This window comes from Parasphingorhabdus halotolerans (assembly GCF_012516475.1).
GTDB lineage: Bacteria > Pseudomonadota > Alphaproteobacteria > Sphingomonadales > Sphingomonadaceae > Parasphingorhabdus > Parasphingorhabdus halotolerans.
The window spans coordinates 731,786-751,490 of the sequence record NZ_CP051217.1; the positions used below are offsets into that span (position 1 = coordinate 731,786).

At 49.8% G+C, this 19,705-nt stretch carries 21 protein-coding genes and 1 pseudogene; 13 read left to right on the plus strand and 9 right to left on the minus strand.

Going from position 1 to position 19,705, the window contains the following annotated elements:
• Positions 1 to 68 precede the first annotated feature (68 nt).
• From pstC to phoB, 5 genes are read left to right on the plus strand one after another with little or no spacing between them, the layout of a single operon-like run.
• Positions 69 to 1,451 (plus strand): phosphate ABC transporter permease subunit PstC, encoded by a 1,383-nt coding sequence (gene pstC, locus HF685_RS03555; RefSeq protein ID WP_168818331.1) that lies wholly within the window; start codon positions 69 to 71, stop codon positions 1,449 to 1,451.
• Between the two features lie 52 nt (positions 1,452 to 1,503).
• A complete protein-coding gene (pstA, locus tag HF685_RS03560) occupies positions 1,504 to 2,712 on the plus strand; it encodes a phosphate ABC transporter permease PstA (RefSeq protein ID WP_246218724.1) in 1,209 nt (402 codons plus the stop codon).
• A 53-nt stretch (positions 2,713 to 2,765) separates the two neighbouring features.
• Positions 2,766 to 3,563 carry a phosphate ABC transporter ATP-binding protein PstB gene (gene pstB / locus HF685_RS03565; protein WP_168821182.1) on the plus strand — a complete coding sequence of 266 codons (798 nt, stop codon included), beginning with the start codon at positions 2,766 to 2,768 and terminating at the stop codon, positions 3,561 to 3,563.
• A gap of 23 nt (positions 3,564 to 3,586) precedes the next feature.
• Positions 3,587 to 4,309, plus strand: a complete 723-nt coding sequence (gene phoU, locus HF685_RS03570; protein WP_168818333.1) for a phosphate signaling complex protein PhoU — start codon at positions 3,587 to 3,589, stop codon at positions 4,307 to 4,309.
• A 2-nt stretch (positions 4,310 to 4,311) separates the two neighbouring features.
• Positions 4,312 to 5,010: a phosphate regulon transcriptional regulator PhoB gene (gene phoB, locus HF685_RS03575; protein ID WP_168818334.1), complete on the plus strand. Its 699-nt coding sequence runs from the start codon at positions 4,312 to 4,314 to the stop codon at positions 5,008 to 5,010.
• Positions 5,011 to 5,089: 79 nt separating this feature from the next.
• On the opposite strand, the gene HF685_RS03580 is transcribed toward phoB, so the two are convergent.
• The 3 genes from HF685_RS03580 to epsC all read right to left on the minus strand — a co-directional run bounded on the left by HF685_RS03580 (position 5,090) and on the right by epsC (position 7,661).
• Positions 5,090 to 6,445 carry an OprO/OprP family phosphate-selective porin gene (locus HF685_RS03580; protein WP_168818335.1) on the minus strand — a complete coding sequence of 452 codons (1,356 nt, stop codon included), beginning with the start codon at positions 6,443 to 6,445 and terminating at the stop codon, positions 5,090 to 5,092.
• Positions 6,446 to 6,576: 131 nt separating this feature from the next.
• Positions 6,577 to 6,933 (minus strand): DUF2794 domain-containing protein, encoded by a 357-nt coding sequence (locus HF685_RS03585; RefSeq protein ID WP_425500172.1) that lies wholly within the window; start codon positions 6,931 to 6,933, stop codon positions 6,577 to 6,579.
• Positions 6,933 to 7,661, minus strand: coding sequence for a serine O-acetyltransferase EpsC (gene epsC / locus HF685_RS03590; RefSeq protein WP_168818336.1), 729 nt, complete (start codon positions 7,659 to 7,661; stop codon positions 6,933 to 6,935). The genes HF685_RS03585 and epsC overlap by 1 nt, the downstream gene beginning before the upstream one ends.
• Positions 7,662 to 7,814: 153 nt before the next feature.
• On the opposite strand from epsC, the gene HF685_RS03595 reads away from it, so the two are divergent.
• A complete protein-coding gene (locus HF685_RS03595) occupies positions 7,815 to 8,735 on the plus strand; it encodes a hydrogen peroxide-inducible genes activator (protein WP_168821186.1) in 921 nt (306 codons plus the stop codon).
• A gap of 19 nt (positions 8,736 to 8,754) precedes the next feature.
• On the opposite strand, the gene HF685_RS03600 is transcribed toward HF685_RS03595, so the two are convergent.
• Genes HF685_RS03600 through pgsA form a run of 3 tightly spaced genes read right to left on the minus strand, consistent with a single transcriptional unit; the run spans position 8,755 to position 10,013 of the window.
• Positions 8,755 to 9,201: a molybdenum cofactor biosynthesis protein MoaE gene (locus HF685_RS03600; RefSeq protein WP_168818337.1), complete on the minus strand. Its 447-nt coding sequence runs from the start codon at positions 9,199 to 9,201 to the stop codon at positions 8,755 to 8,757.
• Positions 9,198 to 9,461, minus strand: coding sequence for a molybdopterin converting factor subunit 1 (gene moaD / locus HF685_RS03605; protein WP_168818338.1), 264 nt, complete (start codon positions 9,459 to 9,461; stop codon positions 9,198 to 9,200). The genes HF685_RS03600 and moaD overlap by 4 nt, the downstream gene beginning before the upstream one ends.
• Entirely contained in the window at positions 9,462 to 10,013 is a 552-nt protein-coding gene (pgsA, locus tag HF685_RS03610) for a CDP-diacylglycerol--glycerol-3-phosphate 3-phosphatidyltransferase (RefSeq protein WP_168818339.1), read from the minus strand.
• Positions 10,014 to 10,217: 204 nt separating this feature from the next.
• Between pgsA and HF685_RS03615 the strand changes: the two genes are divergently transcribed.
• Positions 10,218 to 11,543, plus strand: coding sequence for an MFS transporter (locus HF685_RS03615; protein WP_168818340.1), 1,326 nt, complete (start codon positions 10,218 to 10,220; stop codon positions 11,541 to 11,543).
• On the opposite strand, the gene HF685_RS03620 is transcribed toward HF685_RS03615, so the two are convergent.
• On the minus strand, positions 11,533 to 11,751 hold the full coding sequence (locus HF685_RS03620) for a hypothetical protein (RefSeq protein ID WP_211051336.1): 219 nt from the start codon (positions 11,749 to 11,751) through the stop codon (positions 11,533 to 11,535). The two genes, HF685_RS03615 and HF685_RS03620, sit on opposite strands and share 11 nt — an antisense overlap.
• A 409-nt stretch (positions 11,752 to 12,160) precedes the next feature.
• Here HF685_RS03620 and HF685_RS03625 point away from each other — a divergent pair, with 409 nt between their 5' ends.
• The 6 genes and pseudogenes from HF685_RS03625 (at position 12,161) to HF685_RS03650 (ending at position 16,703) form a co-directional block, all read left to right on the plus strand.
• On the plus strand, positions 12,161 to 12,397 hold the full coding sequence (locus tag HF685_RS03625; protein ID WP_168818341.1) for a hypothetical protein: 237 nt from the start codon (positions 12,161 to 12,163) through the stop codon (positions 12,395 to 12,397).
• 101 nt (positions 12,398 to 12,498) lie between these two features.
• Positions 12,499 to 12,807, plus strand: coding sequence for a putative quinol monooxygenase (locus HF685_RS03630; protein WP_168818342.1), 309 nt, complete (start codon positions 12,499 to 12,501; stop codon positions 12,805 to 12,807).
• Between the two features lie 71 nt (positions 12,808 to 12,878).
• Positions 12,879 to 13,421 (plus strand): ATP-dependent protease subunit HslV, encoded by a 543-nt coding sequence (gene hslV / locus HF685_RS03635; protein ID WP_168821191.1) that lies wholly within the window; start codon positions 12,879 to 12,881, stop codon positions 13,419 to 13,421.
• A gap of 18 nt (positions 13,422 to 13,439) precedes the next feature.
• The gene (locus HF685_RS03640; protein ID WP_246218725.1) at positions 13,440 to 14,576 is read left to right on the plus strand and encodes an FAD-dependent oxidoreductase; all 1,137 of its coding nucleotides are present in this window, start codon (positions 13,440 to 13,442) and stop codon (positions 14,574 to 14,576) included.
• Between the two features lie 57 nt (positions 14,577 to 14,633).
• A pseudogene (gene hslU / locus HF685_RS03645) lies at positions 14,634 to 15,934 on the plus strand (ATP-dependent protease ATPase subunit HslU).
• Between the two features lie 118 nt (positions 15,935 to 16,052).
• Positions 16,053 to 16,703: a peroxiredoxin family protein gene (locus tag HF685_RS03650; RefSeq protein WP_168818343.1), complete on the plus strand. Its 651-nt coding sequence runs from the start codon at positions 16,053 to 16,055 to the stop codon at positions 16,701 to 16,703.
• Here HF685_RS03650 and HF685_RS16240 read toward each other — a convergent pair.
• On the minus strand, positions 16,684 to 18,249 hold the full coding sequence (locus HF685_RS16240; protein WP_246218726.1) for a M16 family metallopeptidase: 1,566 nt from the start codon (positions 18,247 to 18,249) through the stop codon (positions 16,684 to 16,686). The two genes, HF685_RS03650 and HF685_RS16240, sit on opposite strands and share 20 nt — an antisense overlap.
• Entirely contained in the window at positions 18,168 to 19,643 is a 1,476-nt protein-coding gene (locus HF685_RS16245; RefSeq protein WP_246218727.1) for a M16 family metallopeptidase, read from the minus strand. Before HF685_RS16245 ends, HF685_RS16240 begins: the two co-directional genes overlap by 82 nt.
• Positions 19,644 to 19,705: the final 62 nt, after the last annotated feature.

A 19,705-nucleotide genomic window follows, 5' to 3' on the forward strand; every position in this document is an offset into this window, starting at 1 on the left:
TACTACTAAAATAGGGCCGCTGTTTCATCGCAGCGGCCCTGCTCTCAAATAAGGCATTTTGCTTTCCAGTGACAGGTTCCGCACTTTTTTTTCTTATCATCGGATTGGGCGGCATTGCCTGGATATTTGGTCGTGCAAAAGCGCGCCGCTTTGCTGTCGTCAAATCAGACAGAAGCGCTATCCACTCGCGCCCGAACTATCACGGTTGGTATGTGGCGCTCTGGGCAATTGCACCGGCACTGGTCTTCCTGACGGTTTGGAATTTCACCAGTCCATCACTGATAACGGACGCAGCCCTCTCAAGTCCGGCAGCGGAACAACTACCCAAAGACTCGTTCGCCCGTGGCTCAATATTGGCGGAGGCGCGCGCAATCGCGAATGGCAATCAAGTCAAAGCATTCAACCCGCTCTCCCAATCGATGGTCGAGCCCTATCGCGCTGCGACATCCTATTATCGGACTATCGGCGGTATCGCTGCAGCTTTGCTAGTTTTTGCCTTTGGCGTATTTGCCTGGCTTCGTGTCAAACCGGAGATGCGAGCGCGTACCAAGGTGGAACGCGTTACGATGATGGTACTTCTCTTTGCATCTCTCATCGCGATCGTAACCACAGTCGGAATTTTCCTGTCACTCATATTTGAGTCCGCCAGGTTTTTCTCCATGGTCTCGCCGATTGAATTTCTGTTCGGCACCGAATGGAACCCGAAAGCCGTTGCCGGGCCAAGAGGTCAGTCCGGTTTTGGCGCTATCCCATTATTCTGGGGAACGGTATTCATTGGCGCTATCATTGCAATGATCGTAGCAATCCCTCTGGGATTGATGAGCGCCATATATCTTACACAATATGCGCATTCTAGCTTCCGGGCATGGATGAAGCCAATATTGGAAGTTCTCGCGGGTGTACCGACGGTGGTCTACGGCTATTTTGCCGCGCTAACGGTTGCGCCCGCGCTTCGCGACTTTGCTGTCTCGATAGGCATATCAAGCGCGTCGTCAGAGTCCGCTTTGGCAGCTGGCGTTGTGATGGGGATTATGATTATTCCCTTCGTTTCTTCGATGGCCGATGATAGCATCGCCGCCGTGCCAAGCGCTATGCGCGACGGATCGCTGGCAATGGGCGCGACCAAAAGCGAGACGATCAAGAAAGTGCTTATTCCAGCCGCATTACCCGGTGTTGTCGGTGGTGTATTGCTGGCCGTCAGTCGGGCCATTGGTGAGACGATGATCGTGGTGATGGCGGCCGGACTTGCAGCCAATATGACTGCCAACCCGTTTCAGAGCGTCACCACCGTGACCACTCAAATTGTGCAACTTCTTACCGGCGATCAGGAATTTGATAGTCCAAAAACGCTCGCTGCCTTTGCCCTTGGCCTGGTGCTCTTCATCGTTACTTTACTGCTCAACCTGATCGCACTGCGCGTAGTTAAGAAATATCGGGAAGCTTATGAATAACGCAGCCCAATCACCTGTCGACCCGACGCCTACCAACTGGCAAGGAGAGGCTATGCAGAAGCGCATCAAAAAGCGCTATGCTTCCGAACGCCGGTTCAAGGCGATTGGACTTTGCGCAATCGTCCTTTCTGCAAGCTTTTTAGCATTTCTTCTGATTGTCATGGTGGGAAATGGATTTAAAGGATTTACCCAGACCGAACTGCCCCTCGAAGTCGACTTTCCAGCCCTTACTGGCAGCGCCAAAGCAAGCCAGTACGAAGGCGCCAATGCTGAAGCCAATATCAATTCTCTGGGCATGCAAAACATTATTGGCGCTGCCATAGACATTGAATATGGCAACGATGGATCCAGACTATTTTCAGCTGGAGCATGGCAAATTGCCAAAGCAGCCGTTCTTGAAAACCCCAAGCTGGTTGAGCAGAAAACGATATTATATCTTCCGGTAGAATCAGAAATAGATGTTGCTTATAAAGGCGACGGAAGCGACGGCGCAGAGAAGATAATCACGCAATTCGGCAACAAACTGAGCACCGGATTTAACTGGAATTTTCTTGGTAATTCAGACGCCACCGATCCTATGCAAGTAGGCATATGGGGAGCCCTGAAGGGTTCGCTAATAACAATGTTCATAACCCTTTTGCTCGCTTTCCCGGTCGGCGTTTTGGCAGCGCTATATCTCGAAGAATATGCACCTAAAAACCGCTATACTGATCTAATAGAAGTATCGATTAACAACCTTGCGGCAGTACCATCCATCATCTTCGGCCTGCTCGGTTTAGCGGTTTTCCTCAACGTATTTGGCCTTCCGCGATCTGCTGCACTGGTCGGTGGCCTGACGCTCGCTTTAATGACCATGCCGGTGATCGTCATATCGGGCCGAAATGCCATAAAGGCCGTTCCCCCTTCCATCCGTGAGGCAGCGCTAGGGATTGGTGCCAGCCCGATGCAAGTTGTTTTTCATCATGTTCTGCCTCTTGCCCTGCCCGGAATATTAACCGGCACTATCATTGGCATGGCGCGCGCGCTCGGTGAGACCGCGCCACTTTTGATGATCGGGATGCGGGCCTTTATTGCGACGCCACCCAATGGCGTTACTGACCCTGCCACTGTTCTTCCCGTTCAAATTTTCTTATGGTCCGATGAAGTTAACCGCGGTTTTGTTGAGAAGACCTCGGCAGCCATAATCGTGCTGTTGCTCTTTTTGCTAACCATGAACGCAGTGGCAATTTATTTACGCAACCGCTTTGAAACCCGCTGGTAGGTGACACAATGAACGATAGTTTAAGCAGCGATATTTCTAATGAAAGCAATAGCATGACTGACGTTGAGCATAGCAAAATCTCTGCGGGAGAAGGTTCTCCGAAAATGACGACCCGCAATGTTGATGTCTTTTACGGCGACAAGCAGGCAATCAAAGATGTGTCCATCGATGTGAACATGGAAAATGTGACCGCATTTATCGGTCCTTCGGGCTGTGGGAAATCAACGTTTCTGCGTTGCCTTAACCGCATGAACGACACGATACCCATCGCTCGGGTGACCGGCGAAATAACGCTAGACGGCAATGACATCTACGCGGCTAATATGGACGTGGTACAATTGCGGGCAAGGGTTGGCATGGTGTTTCAAAAACCTAATCCTTTTCCCAAATCAATCTATGACAATATTGCATATGGGCCACGCATTCACGGGCTAGCGACGGGTAAGGAAGAACTGGATGAGATAGTCGAAAACTCTCTACAACGCGCTGGTTTATGGGGGGAAGTAAAAGATCGACTGCTCGATAGCGGCACCGCATTATCGGGCGGCCAGCAGCAGCGTCTTTGCATTGCGCGTGCCATTGCAGTTGATCCCGAAGTCATCCTGATGGACGAACCCTGTTCGGCATTGGATCCCATTGCCACAGCGAAGATCGAAGAGTTAATTCACGAGATCCGGGGCAAATATGCTATCGTAATCGTCACACACAATATGCAGCAGGCAGCCCGCGTTTCTCAACGCACCGCGTTTTTCCACCTCGGTGAGCTGATTGAATATGGTGTCACTTCGGATATTTTTACCAATCCGAGACAAGAAAAAACCCGTGATTATATCACTGGCCGCTACGGCTGAATAGAACATAGGGATATCGAAAAATGAACAGCGGCAATGAACATACCGTAAAAGCCTTCGATACGGACATTAACGAATTGCGCGGCATGGTCGCCGAGATTGGTGGCCGCAGTGAACAGGCGATTGCGAAAGCAATGCAGGCGTTGGAAAAACATGACCTCGAACTAGCGAAGCAAGTGGTCGAGGATGACAAAATCATTGATGATCTGGAGCGCAGGATTGATGATCTAACCTTCCAGACGATCGCATTGCGGGCGCCAATGGCTGATGATTTGCGCGAACTAATTGCGACATTCAAGATTTCGGGGGTTGTCGAACGGATCGGCGATTACGCAAAAAATATAGCGAAGCGCGTTCCCTTGATCACTCAGAGCAAAACACTAGGGCCCATTTCGTTACTCCCTTCAATGTCAAAAGTGGCATCGGAACTGGTGCGAGATGCGCTCGAAGCATTTGCCCGGCGAGACGCTGATCTGGCCGAAGAAGTCAGCGAACGGGATCAAATTGTTGATGATTTTTACACCAGCATCTTCCGAGCGACAATCACGCATATGATCGAAAATCCCAAAACTATTGGCGAGGCCGCCCATCTTCTGTTCATTGCCAAAAACCTCGAAAGGATTGGTGATCACGCCACCAATGTCGCGGAAATGGTATACTTCGCGGCGAAGGGCGAGCAAATGCCGGAACGCGATCGTGGCGATAGCCCCACCGATATTTGGGACGATGCCGAGGTCAAGAGTTAACAATGCCCAATGCTAAACTTCTTCTGGTTGAGGATGATGCCGCTCTCGCGGAACTATTGTCCTGGAACTTCAAGAAAGAGGAATATGACGTAATCCACACGCCAGATGGCGAAGAAGCGCTGCTACTGGTCAAAGAGCATAGACCGGACGTCATATTGCTCGACTGGATGGTTGAAAATCTGTCGGGAATTGAAGTTTGCAGACGACTGAGAAGGTCTTCTGATACGGCCAATATCCCGATTATCATGCTCACCGCACGTGGAGAAGAGGAAGATAAAATTCGTGGCCTTGAAACTGGCGCAGATGATTATGTTACCAAGCCATTTAGCCCTAGAGAACTGGTCGCCAGAGTGAAAGCCGTACTCAGGCGTGTCCGCCCTGCCCTCGCCGGTGAAAAACTGGTATTCGGTGATGTCGAGATGGACACCGTCGGCCACAAAGTAAAACGTTCTGACAAGGCCGTTGCGCTTGGTCCAACCGAATTTCGGTTGCTCCGTCATTTTCTGGAGCATCCTGATTGGGTTTTCTCCCGCGAACGCCTACTGGACAGCGTTTGGGGACAGGATAGCGAGATTGAGTTGCGAACTGTCGATGTCCATATCCGCAGGTTACGCAAAGCGTTAAATGCTAACGGCGGTGCGGATATTATTCGCACTGTTCGGTCTGCCGGCTATGCGCTGGATTCTGATTGCGCAGCCTAGCTTCAGATTGCTACAAAAGCACGCAAAAAAGGGGCTGGTTCCAACCAGCCCCTTTTCCGTTCTTGCGGAATATAATATTCTAGAAGGATATTTGTGCGCGAGCACCAAATACGTCTACGGAATAATCACTGGGAGCCCCTGCGACGATGCCAAACGCATTACCATATTCAAGGTGGCCATAGTTCAACAGAAACCGGACATAGTCGATCGGTGTCCATATCAGCGACGCCATATAACCGTCCTGGGTGCCACCTATGATACCTGCGTCCACCAAATCCAGCCGATCATAACGGACATTGACTTGCCAAGCGCCTAGCCCGCCACTTCCCACCGGGTTGCTAACCTTGACGCCTTTGAAGACGCCGCCTTTATATTCCCGTTTGTCATCCGTCAGGAACAGGCCAGCCTCAATGGATCCGCCGAAAAACGTCGGGTTGGCCATGCCGGTGCGACTAACTTTAGCCCAATGAGTCTCCGCCGCGGCGTGAAACCGGCCAGAGATGACGGCCGCTTCCAGACCATAGCTGGTCTCGCTCGTCGCGCCTGTAATATTACCGGTATTGATGAAACGCGTGTCAACACTGTGGATCAATGGTCTCTGGCGATAACGGACCGATGTGATCGTGTCGCCAAGATCGCGCCAATGCGCTGATCCGCCAAAGTGCAATTGCGTATCGCCGAATTTTGGGGCGTAGACAATGCGTCCGTCAAATCCGATGCTGTCATTGGCGCCGTTCAGATCACTTAAATTATCTGTGAAGACACCGCCTTGAATCAACGCGTCACCTGATTCTATTTGGGCTGAAACGCCAACTTTGCGCTCGAAACCGAAAGCATCGGTAAATGCGGAACGCTCGATAAAGCTGGTGTCGTTTGAGCTGGAGAGCTCTTCCAGCGATTGAAAGTTATTGTGCTGGCCAACAATAACAGCGAGGTTGCCTTTGCTGTATTCAAGATAAGCGTCGGTAAGTTCTACTCCATCAGCAAAATCAGCCTCAATCTTATATCCGAAACCGCCAGGAATTGTCCCTTGAACGCCCAAACGAATACGACGTGCTTCGTTCGAAAAGCCTTCGTCAGGAGTATTTATTGCCGATGGCGCTGAAAGGCTTGCAAAATCAAACAAAGCGCGGCCTCGCGGCTTGAAGCTCCAGCCGTCATCCGATTTAATTTCCGGCGCGCCTTTCCACTTTATGGAATTTTCGCTCCTGGCCTGCGCTACTTTTTCAACCGCAGCAACCTGCTCGGTTTGCGCCTGTTGAACGGTTTCGACATTGCTGAGTTTTGCGCGCAGTGACACGACTTCCTGTTCCAGCTGGTTCAACCGGTCGAGAAGCGCTGACGCTTCTTCGTTTGTGATTGGAGCAGCCTGAGCCTGCAGTGGCAAAAAGGCAGCGATAGCAGCACCGGCACATATTACAGCTTTTAATTTCATGGGAGAGCATTCCTGGTCAATTGTTACTTGCTTGAGGACTGCTTTATGAATTTTTCATTTCCGTAAGAAGTCAATCATGTTGCAGTTTTTTGACAAAAGATATCCCGTGCAGAAAATTCGTCGATTGTTTTCTAATCGGACACCAGCTTCATCAACCTGCGTTCCAGCGGGGCCAAAACGCCAGCAAGATCCTCACCACGTTTCAACATTTGTCCATGCTCGCCATGAAGAGACCACATTCCCTGACGATTCCGATCGGCGGGTCGTTTTTCAATGCGGATTTGCGGCCGTTCTGACGCCCGCTTGAAAGCTGCGAAAATGGCGGCATCTTTACCCATATCAATGGCATAGTCGCGCCAGTTACCGGCTGCCACCATGCGGCCATATAAATTTAATATCCGGTTCAGCTCTTTTCGATCAAATCCAACTTGCAATGCCCGGCTATTACTATCCGGGAATATCGCGATATTGGATCCGAAATGTCGCACTAATTGCTATCTCCACCAGACTTTGCTTTACCGACTTTGGCAGGTTCGTCGTGCGCGACATCTTTGTTGTCCCGCTCTTCGGCATAGGCAGCGATACGTCTTTGCAACTGCTCCATCTCACATTGTAATATTTCAAGCTTTTGCGTGGCAGGATCGAAAACTTCACTGCATGGTGTGCCATAGGGAACAAAATCTTTTTGATATTGCTCAGCTTCGACAAGAGTTGGCCGAGCACGCACACCTACCATAGTCGCACCTTCTGGCACGTCTTGCGTTACAACAGCATTCGCTCCGATACGCGCGCGTTTGCCTACAGTAATGGGACCGAGTATCTGCGCACCTGATCCCAAAATTGCGTCATCCTCGATAGTAGGATGGCGCTTGCCGCCCACGCCGTTCGTTGGGTTGGTGCCGCCAAGCGTTACACACTGGTAAATTGTTACATTATCGCCAATCTCAGCCGTTTCGCCGATGACGGAAAACCCGTGGTCTATAAATAAATGACGCCCGATTTTTGCACCCGGATGAATATCAATTCCTGTGAACAGGCGCGCGAAATGATTCACAAATCGCGCCACGAAATAGAGTTCGCCACGAAAAAGCCAATGGGCGACGCGGTGGAGACCAATGGCCAGAACGCCAGGATATAAGAGTATCTCCCAGCGTGATCTCGGCGCGGGATCGCGGGCTTTAATAGAATCCAAATATCGACCCAGTTCTCGCAACATGTTTATCTCCAACGTTAGTTGTCCATAAAAGCTAAGGCTACCGTGCCGCTTTTTCCAGTCCTTTCTTGCAACTGGCTGATATTCCATCCGGTTAATACTCGCACTAATCGGCAAAAGAGGATAATGTCGGTCTGTTCATCGAAAGACTCAATGATGTCATCCTACCTGCCAACCCTCAAGCAATTGCAATATCTTGTTGCATTGAAAGAACATGGCCACTTTGGTCGTGCAGCAGAATCCTGCTTTGTTACCCAATCTACGCTTTCGGCAGGAATTAAAGAGCTGGAAACATTGCTGGATCTGATCTTGGTTGAAAGAACCCGGCGCGTGGTCCGGTTTACCGAACTGGGTGATCTGATTGTCGATAAATCTCACCGAATTTTGCGGGAAGCGGAAGAGCTCTCGGATATGGCCCGATCGGCAGGGAAGCCGTTGACCGGTAACGTCCGTATGAGCGTTATACCCACAATTGCCCCTTTCCTTTTGCCAAAATTGTTACCCCAACTTCGCAAAGAACGACCAGAGCTCAAACTATATTTGAAGGAAGAGACCAGCCAGTCCGCGTGCGATTCGCTCCATCATGGTCATGTTGATTGCGTCCTGCTGGCTCAGCCATTCCCCTGCGGTGACGTGGAATGGGAAAAATTATTTGATGACGAGATTTTTTTCGCTTTTCCCAAAGATGATCCACGCGATCCGCCTGCCGTGATTGATCCCGCTTTGATTGACGAAAATCAATTGCTGCTTCTGGAGGACGGTCACTGCCTGAAAGACCATGCCCTCGCCGCTTGCAACAGACCGGAATTGCGGGCATCCGCTCGCATGATGGGCACCTCGCTGCATACGCTGGTGCAAATGGTAGACAATGGTCTCGGCTTCACCCTGCTACCAAAAATGGCGATCGATAGCGGCATCCTCGAGCATACCGATATTATCGCTCGGCCGATAAAATCAGAAAATGCCTATCGCGACATCGTTCTGGTCTGGCGCAAAAATAGTCCGCGTAAAGAAGAATTTAAGCTGCTTGCGGAAATTATGCGACAAGGACAAAATTGGGTTACCGGTGCCCATTGACCGGGTCATTTTTTACGATTCAGCTGTTCTGCCACTTCTCTGCTGCATCAAGATCAATCTGACGTTCTTCCACCCAGTCGCTGCTGCCATCGTCTCGCCATTCTTTTTTCCAGAATGGAGCATCGGTTTTTAGGCGGTCCATGATGTAAGAACAGGCACCCAATGCCGCTTGCCGGTGGTCCGACGCTGTACACACCAGCACAATTTGATCGCCAAGCACCAATTTTCCGACACGATGGATGATAGTGATCCCATGCAGTGGCCATCGATCAGCGGCAGTATCAGCAATGGCATGCAGCGCTTTATCTGTCATCGCTGGGTAATGTTCGAGTTCCAAACCGGTCACATCTCCGTCGCCGCGTACCAGTCCAATAAAGTTGGCAATCGCCCCACCGCCATAATTCGCCAATGCAGCTATTTCAGCTCCTGTGTCGAAATCCTCTTCACTGACATGAACTTTTATCATCCACCGGTTACCGGCGGAAATATCGCTAATTCATCGGCATCGTCGATAGCCTCGCTATGTTGCACAAAGTTTTGGTCCAGCGCGAAACGGAGTTTGGCGGTGTCGGCAAATACGCTACGATAACTTGCATCGTGTTGCTGCAACTGCTGCAAAAGCTCGGCAACTGTGGTTCCGGCTGCCGGGCGAACTATTTGCTCTTCGCTGCAGCCGCGACGCTCCTTTACCCAAGCAAAATATATGATCGTCAATGTATCTGCCATTTAATCCATATGCTTCAGGCCAACGCGAAGATAATCCCACCCTGTGATCAGAGTTATAATAGCTGCTGCCCACAATGTTACCAAGCCGATAGATTTAATCCACAACAACGCTGGCAAGCCTCCAGCCAATATCAAAGCACCCAGCGATATAAGTTGGAAGGCGGTTTTCCATTTGGCCAATCGTGACACAGGAACACTAACTTGCAAACCAGCAAGAAACTCGCGCAATCCCGAAACAGCTATTTCACGCAGCAAAATGACCAAAGCGGCAATGACGTGATAGCCTTCAATATCGCCCGAAGCGCATAAAATAAGTACAACCGAGGCGACCATGATCTTGTCGGCAATCGGGTCGAGAAAAATACCGAGCTTCGACACTGTGCCTTGGGCTCGCGCAAGATAGCCGTCAAAATAATCAGTAATTGCCATTAAGCCATATAGAGCAAACGCCAACCAATAACCCAATTTCCAATCAGGTTCCCATAACAGCCACACCAGAAACGGCACGGTCAGGATGCGGGACAGAGTCAATATGTTCGGGACGTTCAACATGCCGAACTGCCTTAAAGAAATTTTAATGAAAGTGAAATCCAATCGTCACTGAGACCTGTACAAATCTTGCGAGTTGATAGCTAGCATGTGCATTGGCTTGCGCTCTGGTTCAACTTCGCTACTGTGCCGCTGAAATCTATTCCTCCCTGTCTAACCGCGATCTGACCACAACCTGACCATGATCAAATACGGGAAATTTTCACAATGACATCAACCTTGCGACTCTTGGCCAAAAGGAAATTCTGGCCACTATTTATTACGCAGTTGCTAGGCGCTTTTAATGATAATTTGTTCAAATTCTCGATGGTCATATTGGTCACCTACGGAATCTATGGGCTGGAAGGCGCGACTGAACGGGAAACATCATTTAACGCGTTGGCTTCAGGCATCTTTATTCTCCCATTTTTCCTGTTTTCTGCACTGGCCGGCCAACTCGCGGACAATTATGACAAGGCCCGTATCATCCGTCTGGTTAAGACTCTGGAGATAGCCATCGCTATTATCGGCGGAGTCGGATTGTTCATTGAATCCGAGACCATCATGCTGTTAGCGCTGTTTTTGCTTGGATTGCAGTCAACGTTTTTCGGTCCGATTAAATATGCGATTCTTCCTCAACATCTGGAAATCGACGAAGTTCTGGCAGGCACGGGATTGGTGGAAGCTGGTACTTACATCGCCATTCTGTTTGGCACAGTGCTTGGCGGCCTGATCATTGATCGCAATGGCCATGGCGTCGAGTTGGCTATTGCTGCCGTGCTCGGAGTCGCCATCGTCGGTCGTATAGCGGCACAATTTGTACCCGACGCACCGTCGCAGAAGGCGATGGAAAAAATCGACTTCAATGTTTTTCGATCCTCATTTCGGTTGATTTCAGCGACGCTCCATGTCCGCAAGCTTTATCTCTCAATTATCGCAATAAGCTTTTTCTGGACGATTGGCTCGGTTTTGATCATCCAATTCCAGCCATTGGTGAAAAACGTTTTCTCGGGTTCGCCCGAAGTTGTGAGCCTCTTCCTTGGCATTTTTTCAATAGGAATCGCGATCGGTTCCATATTGATCAATCGTTTGCTCAAAAGCAAAGTGTCCGCACGATTTGCGCCGGTTAGCGTCATCGCGATGGGTATTTTCGTGGTGATGTTCTACTTTATCGTGCGCGGATGGACGCCGCTTCCCGTTGGCGAATTTTTTTCTATCTCGACTTTCATGCAAGAACCAACGGCTTGGCCGGTATTGCTCATTCTTGCAGGAATAGCGATTACTGGGGGCATGTTTGTCGTGCCGCTTTATGCATTCCTGACCACTACAGTCCCGATCAGTGAAACCGCGAGAACAATCGCAGCAAATAATGTTGTGAATTCTGGTTGCATGGTTATCGGTGCCGTTCTTGCGCTGGCGCTGAGCATGATCGGCGTGAGCGCGGCGGAGCAACTGCTTTTGGTTGCGGCCATGTGCGTTGTTGCAGCATGGCTGGGCCAACAGCTTCATCTAGCCTGTGATGATCCGGTAACCGGCGAAGCAATCAGAAAATAAAAATGGAGAACGCCGTAAAAAATGCGACAAAACTGAGCAAAAAAAGGTGAAGGTCTTCGTTTTGCCAAAATTTCTCTGGCGAACTTTCTGCTTCCGCCAAAACCTGCTCTTCCGCTACTTGAAGGATTTCCCTCGGCAAAGAAAGCCGGAAAGGATGCCTAGCTCCTTCTTCTCTCAATACCAGCGACCGTTTTCTTATTTGTTCCATGAATCGTTGTTAACAATTTGTTAGTTATAAAATCCACGGCAAATAACTAGTTAACGTCCGTGTGTTTCGAATCGGCACAAAGGTCGAGGAAATTTTCAAATTTTATGGTTAACAGCTATGGGACATCAAGAAAATAACCACGAGGAAAGTTCAGAAAGGCCTTATTCCAGACGGAAAAATAATTATGGCCTGAGCCAAAATGCGGCTACTTCATCAAAAAAAGCGGATTGATGGATCACAACAGGCGACGCAAAATAGCTGAATTTTGGCATGCTTTGTCTTATTGTGTGATCTTTGTCACACGGCTGAAAAAAGTTTAAGCTACGGAAATATTGGTTGATTAACGTAACTTGATATGGCAGAGCACTCAACGTATTGAGTGAAATGCGAAACCCTGAAGGAGCAAATTATGCGTTTCGGTAAAATTGGAATGGCTGCAGTAGCAGCCGCATCGCTGGTAAGCGCACCTGTGTTCGCACAGGCAGCCCCAGCATCTCAGCCTGTTCGTGCTGCGGCATCAGCAGATGAGGAAAGCAATGTTGAAGGCGGGTCTGGAATCATTCTCGCAATTCTCGCTGCAGCAGCAGTCATCGCTGGTATTATTATCGCGGCCGACGGCAGTGAAAATACGCCAACCAGCCCTTGAGCTGAGGTCGTTGTGGAATTTTAAGATGGCGGCCTTCTGGTCGCCATTTTTTTGCCATATCGCAACGCAATTCCGGAAAGCAGCCATGTGGGAGTTGAAACATGATATTCGTACAAGGCGTAATTAAAGTCGCTTCCGAATCGTTAGACGATATAATATCTCCGGTTATTGAAATTGCCAAAGCCAGCGATAAGGAAGTGGGCTGCCTGCATTACAGCTTCGCGCAAGATATCTCGGATCCAAGCATTTTCCATATTTGTGAACGTTGGCGCAGTGAAGATGATCTCAACGCTCATTTTCAAGAACCCCACGTGGCGACATTCAATGCCGCAATCGCCGGTCTGAAAATCGAATCCATGGATGTGCGGATGTATTCCGGAGACGAAGTCCGGATAATGATGCAAAGCTGAAATTCTCTCTGTTGCACTTGCGCCGAGGATTTCCCATATCCCCATATATGACAAATGATCAACACCACGGCATGCAACAATGGCATGGCACCACCATCTTATCCGTCCGTAAAAGTGGCAAAGTTGTCGTAATCGGCGATGGCCAAGTATCGATGGGCGACACGGTGATGAAACCCAATGCACGCAAAGTCCGCCAACTTCATGATGGCTCTGTCATTGGCGGCTTTGCTGGCGCGACAGCGGATGCTTTCACCCTGTTCGAGCGACTGGAAGCAAAGCTGGAACGCCATAATGGGCAACTCATGCGTGCGGCGGTGGAACTGGCCAAAGACTGGCGCACTGATAAATATCTTCGCAATCTGGAAGCCATGATGATTGTCGCTGATAAAGAAGTGACATTAATCCTCACTGGCAACGGAGATGTGCTTGAACCAACGCGTGGCATTGCGGCGATTGGGTCGGGCGGAAACTTCGCGTTGTCCGCGGCGAAAGCGCTGCTCGACTATGAAAAAAATGCTGAGAAGCTTGCCAAAAAAGCAATGATAATCGCTGCAGAGACCTGCGTATATACCAATGATCAGTTCACGATGGAGATACTGGACAGCGAGCAATAACTGCCTATTGTTAGCGTTGTGCTTGCATCTGGTTCCATCAATCGCAGATCCCTTCTTGCCAGCGGCATTGCGCTCGGTAGCACCGTATTTGTTAACGGATGTACCACTGTGGCTGATACCGGCATCGCCCTACCCGGTCCGCAGAAATGCCTTTCACCTGTAAATGTTTCGCAAGACCGCGTCATAAGACAATTGGTCGGGCTTCGCCCTTATCGTCCCACAGGGTTTGTTGTGCGCCGCGAAGCGCTGGGCGACAAACAAATAGTCCATAATTACGGACATGGCGGCGGCGGAATTACACTGGCCTGGGGCAGTTCGCGGCTGGCTGTTGATCTGGCATTACAGGACACGCAAGGGCCGGTTGCCGTGCTTGGAGCCGGTATCATGGGACTGACTACCGCACGTTTGCTGCAAGAAGCTGGCCGTTCAGTAACAATTTACACGAGTCAGCTTCCGCCCAACACAACATCCAATATCGCCGGCGGGCAATGGTATCCAAGTAGCGTTTTTCGGCGCTCGCTTGTAACATCGGGGTTCCAGCAGCAGTTTATCGCTGCGGCGAACTATAGTTATAAGCGCTATCAGATATTCGTCGGCGAGCAATATGGGGTGCGCTGGCTCCAGAATTATGAATTGTCGTCTAGTCCGATAGGGGGTGGTCTGACAGATCAGCTGATCGCTTCGATGGTCCCGGCAAAACGGGAAATTCCGCCGGATCAGAATCCGTTCGGAACAAAACATCTTCGGCGCTGGAACGGGATGTATATTGAGCCATCCCGTTTTTTGCGTCAACTTGAACGCGATATACTCATTTCTGGCGGAAAAATAGGCGTTCGTCACTTTGCTGATCAATCACAGATACAGGAGCTACCGCAAAAGCTGATTTGCAATTGTACTGGTTTGGGCTCTGCGAAACTGTTTGGCGACGACGAACTCGTGCCCGTCCGGGGCCAGCTCGAAGTGTTGCTGCCGCAGCCGGAAATCGATTATGCCTATACCACCAGAAACGGGCTCTATATGTTTCCGCGCTCAGACGGGATTGTTCTAGGCGGAACATATGATCAAGGAGAAACCGACCTGACGCCTGATCCAGAAACTGCGAGAAACATTATTAACGGCCACAGTTCCATTTCCAAAGCGATGCGGTGCGCTTGAACATTCCAAAATAAACACCAGATTTGCTGCTTAACATGTCTCAAATATCGGATATCTATGAACAACGACCTTACACCCAAAGCCATTGTCAAAGCGCTTGATGAACATATTGTCGGTCAAAAGGAAGCCAAACGGGCCGTTGCGGTGGCATTGCGCAATCGTTGGCGGCGGCAGCAATTGCCAAAAGAATTACGCGAAGAAGTGACTCCAAAAACATATTGATGATCGGCCCCACTGGCTGCGGCAAAACCGAGATTTCGCGACGGCTTGCAAAGCTCGCGGACGCTCCGTTTATCAAAATTGAAGCGACAAAATTCACCGAGGTTGGCTATGTCGGCCGGGATGTTGAGCAAATCGCCCGTGATCTGGCTGAGGAAGCTGTTCGCCTCGAACGAGAACGTCGTCGGATATCCGTTCGTGAAGCGGCATCAGAAGCGGCAATGAAACGCCTGCTGGATGTTCTGTGCGGAGAGAATGCAAGCGAGGCAACGCGGGAAAGCTTCCGCCAGCGTGTGATCGATAACCATATGAATGATTCAGAAATCGAGATTGAAGTGGAAGACACACCCAATACACCGATGGAAATTCCCGGCATGGGAGGCCAGGTTGGCATGATCAATATTTCCGACATGATGGGCAAGGCTTTCGGACAAAACAACCTCAAGCGCCGCAAAATGAGAGTTGCGGATGCATGGGACAAGCTGATCGAGGAAGAATCTGACAAACGCCTTGAGGATGATGACATTGCCCGGTCTGCGATCACAGATGCAGAATCCAATGGCATAGTATTCCTTGATGAAATTGATAAAATTGCAGTTAGTGACGTGCGTGGTGGTTCCGTTAGCCGTGAAGGCGTCCAGCGCGATCTATTGCCTTTGATTGAAGGCACGACAGTTGCCACAAAATATGGACCGATGAAAACCGATCATATTTTGTTTATTGCTTCCGGTGCATTTTCCATTTCCAAGCCAAGCGATATGCTTCCTGAATTGCAGGGGCGTTTGCCAATTCGCGTCGAATTACGAGCATTGACTGAGGCCGATTTCGTTCGAATTCTAACCGAGACCAAAGCCAATCTGCCAAAACAATATATTGCTTTGCTTGGCACCGAAGACGTCACAGTGGAAATAACCGAGGACGCCATCGCAAAGCTTGCAAAAATTGCTGCTGACGTGAACGAAACCGTCGAAAACATCGGCGCTAGACGTCTGCAAACAGTGATGGAAAAACTGCTGGAAGACATAAGCTTTGAAGCGGAAGACCGTAAAGGTGAAACGATCTTGGTTGATGCAGCCTTTGTAGATAAGCAATTGTCAGACGTCGCTAAGGACACTGACTTGTCAAAATATGTGCTATAGTAGAAATCGATTCACAGATTTTACAGGGCTGGACGAAGTCCTCTATCGAATAGAATAGTGAGCTGTAACCACGCAAATTTATCCTGCGAATAGGGCGAGTATCTTATAGGGAATAGCTATGACCAAACAGACCATATTGATGATATCCTTAGCCCCTGCTCTGCTTTTGGGCGCGTGTTCTGGCGCTGAAAACAGCGACGCCGCAAAAACGGAAGAATCGACGGAAATCAGTGAAACAAAACCAATAAAGTCTGTTATCGTCGAACCCATCGACGAAAGCAGCACTATTGATGCCGGACTTGCCGTTGGTGAGAAGGCCCCGATGGATGCCGCATTTGCAACAGTCGAGGGGAAAACCACGCTTGCAGAAATAGTGGCTGGTCGCCCGGCTGTTCTGGTATTTACGCGTTCTGTGGAATGGTGTCCTTTTTGCCAAACCCAGCTCAAAGCGATAAACGGTATCGTCGCCGACCTTAGCGAGCGCGGATATCAAATTCATGGCGTGAGTTACGACGATCCAGGCCCGCAAGATCGCTTTGCAATGAATCAGATGCTCCAATATAAAATGCTGTCAGACAAACCGTCTGCTGTGATTGACGCCTTTGGCATCCGTGATCCACAATATACCGAAGGACGGGCAATGGGTGTGCCTTATGCAGCCGTTTTTGTAGTTGGCTCTGACGGAACAATTTTGGCCAAATCCGTTTCAAACGATTATAAAAAGCGGCCAACCAATGCACAGATTTTGGCTATTGTTGATTCGATTTAATATCAGCTAAAGAAAGCGGACGGTTGTCATTCGCAGCGACCTGATCACCTTCCGGCAATATCACCAGTTTCCACTTGGTGGAATCAACCAGATATTTCTGCGCAAGCGCCTGCACTTCTGCTGGTGTAATCACAGTGTAATCGCTCAATAATGTCCCTAAAACTTGGAATTTTGCTGGATTAAAGCTCGCCCCCTCCATCTGGCTCATCCAAAAACTATTGCCGCTGCTTGCCCTGGAAATGAGCTGACGAAGCGGCTCCACAATACGCTTCAACTCGTCTTCGCTAACAGGCTTCTGCCGTAAGTCATTAGCAATCAAATCCGCGACATTAAAGAATCGATCCACATTGTCAGGGGTCAATTGACTGCCAGCGCTTATGTATCCGCCCGTTTGAAACTCTACTGGCCAGCTATTTACGACTTGCGGGCTATAACTCGCGCCTTCTTTGGAGCGCAGAATCTCGAACATTCGGTCGTTGAAAATTGATACCAAAACTTCAAGTTTGCGGCTTTCTCGGACACCATCCAGACCGCCACCTGTCGGCCATGCGACCATTGCAGCTGCTCGATCCTTGTCGCCCTTGTGGACCAATATTTCCGGTCCCGCTTTGCCTGCTGGAAATTCAGGAGATGTCGCACCGGGAACGATCGCTCGCGCTTCGCGCGGCTTTAGTGCTCCAAATGTTTTGAGCACAGATTCTATTGCTTCATCGCGATTATAATCGCCAAATATCATCAACTCGATAGGTCCGTCTTCCAAAATAGGTTCCCAAAACTTCTTGAAATCGTCAGCTGTCAATGCAGAAAAAGCCTCCTTATCGGGCGTTTTCCAGCGCGGATCTTTGCCGCGAACCAGCCATTCCAAATCACGTTGCAAGACGGCTTGCGGCGATGCAGAGAAGCTATCATAACCGATCAGGGAGGCTGCACGTGCACGCACAACAGGAGCAGCGTCCCACCGAGGATATTTGAGTTTTGCCGCCATGAGATGAAGTTGATCTTCAAGATCTGCGGCCCGTGTATCGGCCTTAATTTCAAAGGCGTCATTATCGACATCAAAGCCCAATCCAATCCGACGACCGGTGGTAATTTTATCCAGCTCTTCCTGACCAAGATCACCAACTCCACTCGCCATAAGTGCTAATGCCCCAGTCCAAACCAGACTTTCCTGATTGGGAGACAGACCGCTATAGCCTTTACCAAATCTGACATTGACCATGATTTTGCTACGCTCGGCGGTGTTGGGAAAAAGCAGCACATGGACGCCGTTTTGCAATATGATCTTTTCTACATCGAACCGGTCGATTTTCTCAGCTGACTTTATCTTACCCTTCTTTCCAATTTTTGGCAGTGCATCAAAACCAAGTTGTGCTTGCTTGACGCGCACACCATTCGCCGCTTTAACATCGGCGTCCAAAGCCGTTGCAAGCCTTTGCTTTCCTTGATCAACAACAACTGGAGAGGTTAATAATGCGCGGGTTGCCGTACCTTCAAACAATTTTCGTGTTGAGGACAAGAGCCTCTCCGGCGTATATAAATCGCGCATTGCGCGAAAAACATCCAGAGCGACTTGGGGGTTGCAACTGTCTCACGGATATCGACTGCGTTGACAATATCATCTGCCTGTTTGCGCGCAGCTTCGGTGGCATAGCTTTCCGCACCAATCGCCAGTGCTGAATCAAACTCGGAGATTTCCCGCGCAATATCAGCCTGCGATGGCGCATTCGCCGTAGCGTCTGCGATTACACCGCGAACATCCTTTAGCGCGGCCTCCCAGTCTTCGGTCAACGGAACTATGCTAACGAAAGTGCCATCGATCGAGCGGCTTACATCATCTTGATTGACGTTGGCCTGAAGATAGCTTCCGCCTGCGCGAGCCCGCGCTTCCAACCGCCGGTTAATCAGTTGCAATGCCAGTAAATCAATTAATATCTGCTGGTTATAGGCAATCGTATCATCGACTAGCTCCCAGGGCCTCGCTGTAACCATGGAAATAAAGCGCGGCAAAGTAGGTTCGATCACAACACGGCTGCTATCTGCAGTCTCTTCCGGCTTACCAAAATCAGGAATAGTGCCAGCCACTCCCTTCGCCTTCCAATTTGAGAAATGCTGCTGCACTAGCGCCTCAAAAACGGAAGGGTCACCATCGCCGGCAATGACCACCACGGTATTTTCTGGCCTGTACCAGCGTTGATGAAAGGTTTGTACAGTATTTTCATTAGCACCGTTTAGCGTTTCGATCGTACCGATAGGTGAGCGGGTAGCAAGCCGTTGACCTGCAAAAAATAATTCACGCGTCGCATCCTGCAATTTGGTTTGTGGCCCTGCCCGCTCCTGCAATTCAGCGATAACCACAGGCCGTTCGGCATCGATAGAAGCCTGCTCCATGCCTGGAGTGCTGACCATGCCTGAGATGATTTTCAGACTTTCGCCAAGACTCTCGCGATTGGCATTTGGTAAATCAAGTTTGTAAACGGTCTGCGTCGGGGTTGTTTCTGCATTGCTATCGCTGCCAAAGGTAGCACCCAAACGCTGCCAAACCCTTTTGGCTTCGCCGTCCGGCACATATTTAGAACCACGAAAGGTAAGATGCTCCATAAAATGCGCAAAACCACGTTCATGCTCTTCTTCCATTAATGAACCGACATCAACACGCACGCGGATAGAAACTTGCCCTGGTGGCACGCCGTTTTTCTTCACTGCATACCGCAGCCCATTTTTCAGTTCGCCAAAGGTCCAGCTTTTATCGACTGGAACGTCGCTACCTTTGTAAAGCCATGGCAGCGGATTGGCATCCTGATTGATTTCTTTAACCGTCTTTGTCTGAGGCTTATCATTGTCGCTGTTTTGAGCCAGCGCCGGCGGGACCAAGAGCGGCGCAGCGATGATGAAGGATAACAAAGCGATTAGGCGATTACGGCCGCGTGTTTTGATTTTCATGCCAAGGATATAAGCAGGAGGAATCTGACTGGCCAGTGAATATTGCGTCACCAGACTACAGA

Bases quoted from the DNA above. Each gene is read 5' to 3' on its own strand.
- hslV (WP_168821191.1), top strand. From the start codon at position 12,879: ATGCAACAATGGCATGGCACCACCATCTTATCCGTCCGTAAAAGTGGC.
- pstA (WP_246218724.1), top strand. From the start codon at position 1,504: ATGCAGAAGCGCATCAAAAAGCGCTATGCTTCCGAACGCCGGTTCAAG.
- HF685_RS03580 (WP_168818335.1), bottom strand. From the start codon at position 6,445: ATGAAATTAAAAGCTGTAATATGTGCCGGTGCTGCTATCGCTGCCTTT.
- HF685_RS03625 (WP_168818341.1), top strand. From the start codon at position 12,161: ATGCGTTTCGGTAAAATTGGAATGGCTGCAGTAGCAGCCGCATCGCTG.
- HF685_RS16245 (WP_246218727.1), bottom strand. From the start codon at position 19,643: ATGAAAATCAAAACACGCGGCCGTAATCGCCTAATCGCTTTGTTATCC.
- HF685_RS03650 (WP_168818343.1), top strand. From the start codon at position 16,053: ATGACCAAACAGACCATATTGATGATATCCTTAGCCCCTGCTCTGCTT.
- HF685_RS03600 (WP_168818337.1), bottom strand. From the start codon at position 9,201: ATGATAAAAGTTCATGTCAGTGAAGAGGATTTCGACACAGGAGCTGAA.
- HF685_RS03595 (WP_168821186.1), top strand. From the start codon at position 7,815: ATGTCATCCTACCTGCCAACCCTCAAGCAATTGCAATATCTTGTTGCA.
- epsC (WP_168818336.1), bottom strand. From the start codon at position 7,661: ATGTTGCGAGAACTGGGTCGATATTTGGATTCTATTAAAGCCCGCGAT.
- HF685_RS03630 (WP_168818342.1), top strand. From the start codon at position 12,499: ATGATATTCGTACAAGGCGTAATTAAAGTCGCTTCCGAATCGTTAGAC.
- HF685_RS03620 (WP_211051336.1), bottom strand. From the start codon at position 11,751: ATGGAACAAATAAGAAAACGGTCGCTGGTATTGAGAGAAGAAGGAGCT.
- HF685_RS03615 (WP_168818340.1), top strand. From the start codon at position 10,218: ATGACATCAACCTTGCGACTCTTGGCCAAAAGGAAATTCTGGCCACTA.
- pgsA (WP_168818339.1), bottom strand. From the start codon at position 10,013: ATGTTGAACGTCCCGAACATATTGACTCTGTCCCGCATCCTGACCGTG.
- HF685_RS16240 (WP_246218726.1), bottom strand. From the start codon at position 18,249: ATGCGCGATTTATATACGCCGGAGAGGCTCTTGTCCTCAACACGAAAA.
- phoB (WP_168818334.1), top strand. From the start codon at position 4,312: ATGCCCAATGCTAAACTTCTTCTGGTTGAGGATGATGCCGCTCTCGCG.
- pstB (WP_168821182.1), top strand. From the start codon at position 2,766: ATGACTGACGTTGAGCATAGCAAAATCTCTGCGGGAGAAGGTTCTCCG.
- phoU (WP_168818333.1), top strand. From the start codon at position 3,587: ATGAACAGCGGCAATGAACATACCGTAAAAGCCTTCGATACGGACATT.
- moaD (WP_168818338.1), bottom strand. From the start codon at position 9,461: ATGGCAGATACATTGACGATCATATATTTTGCTTGGGTAAAGGAGCGT.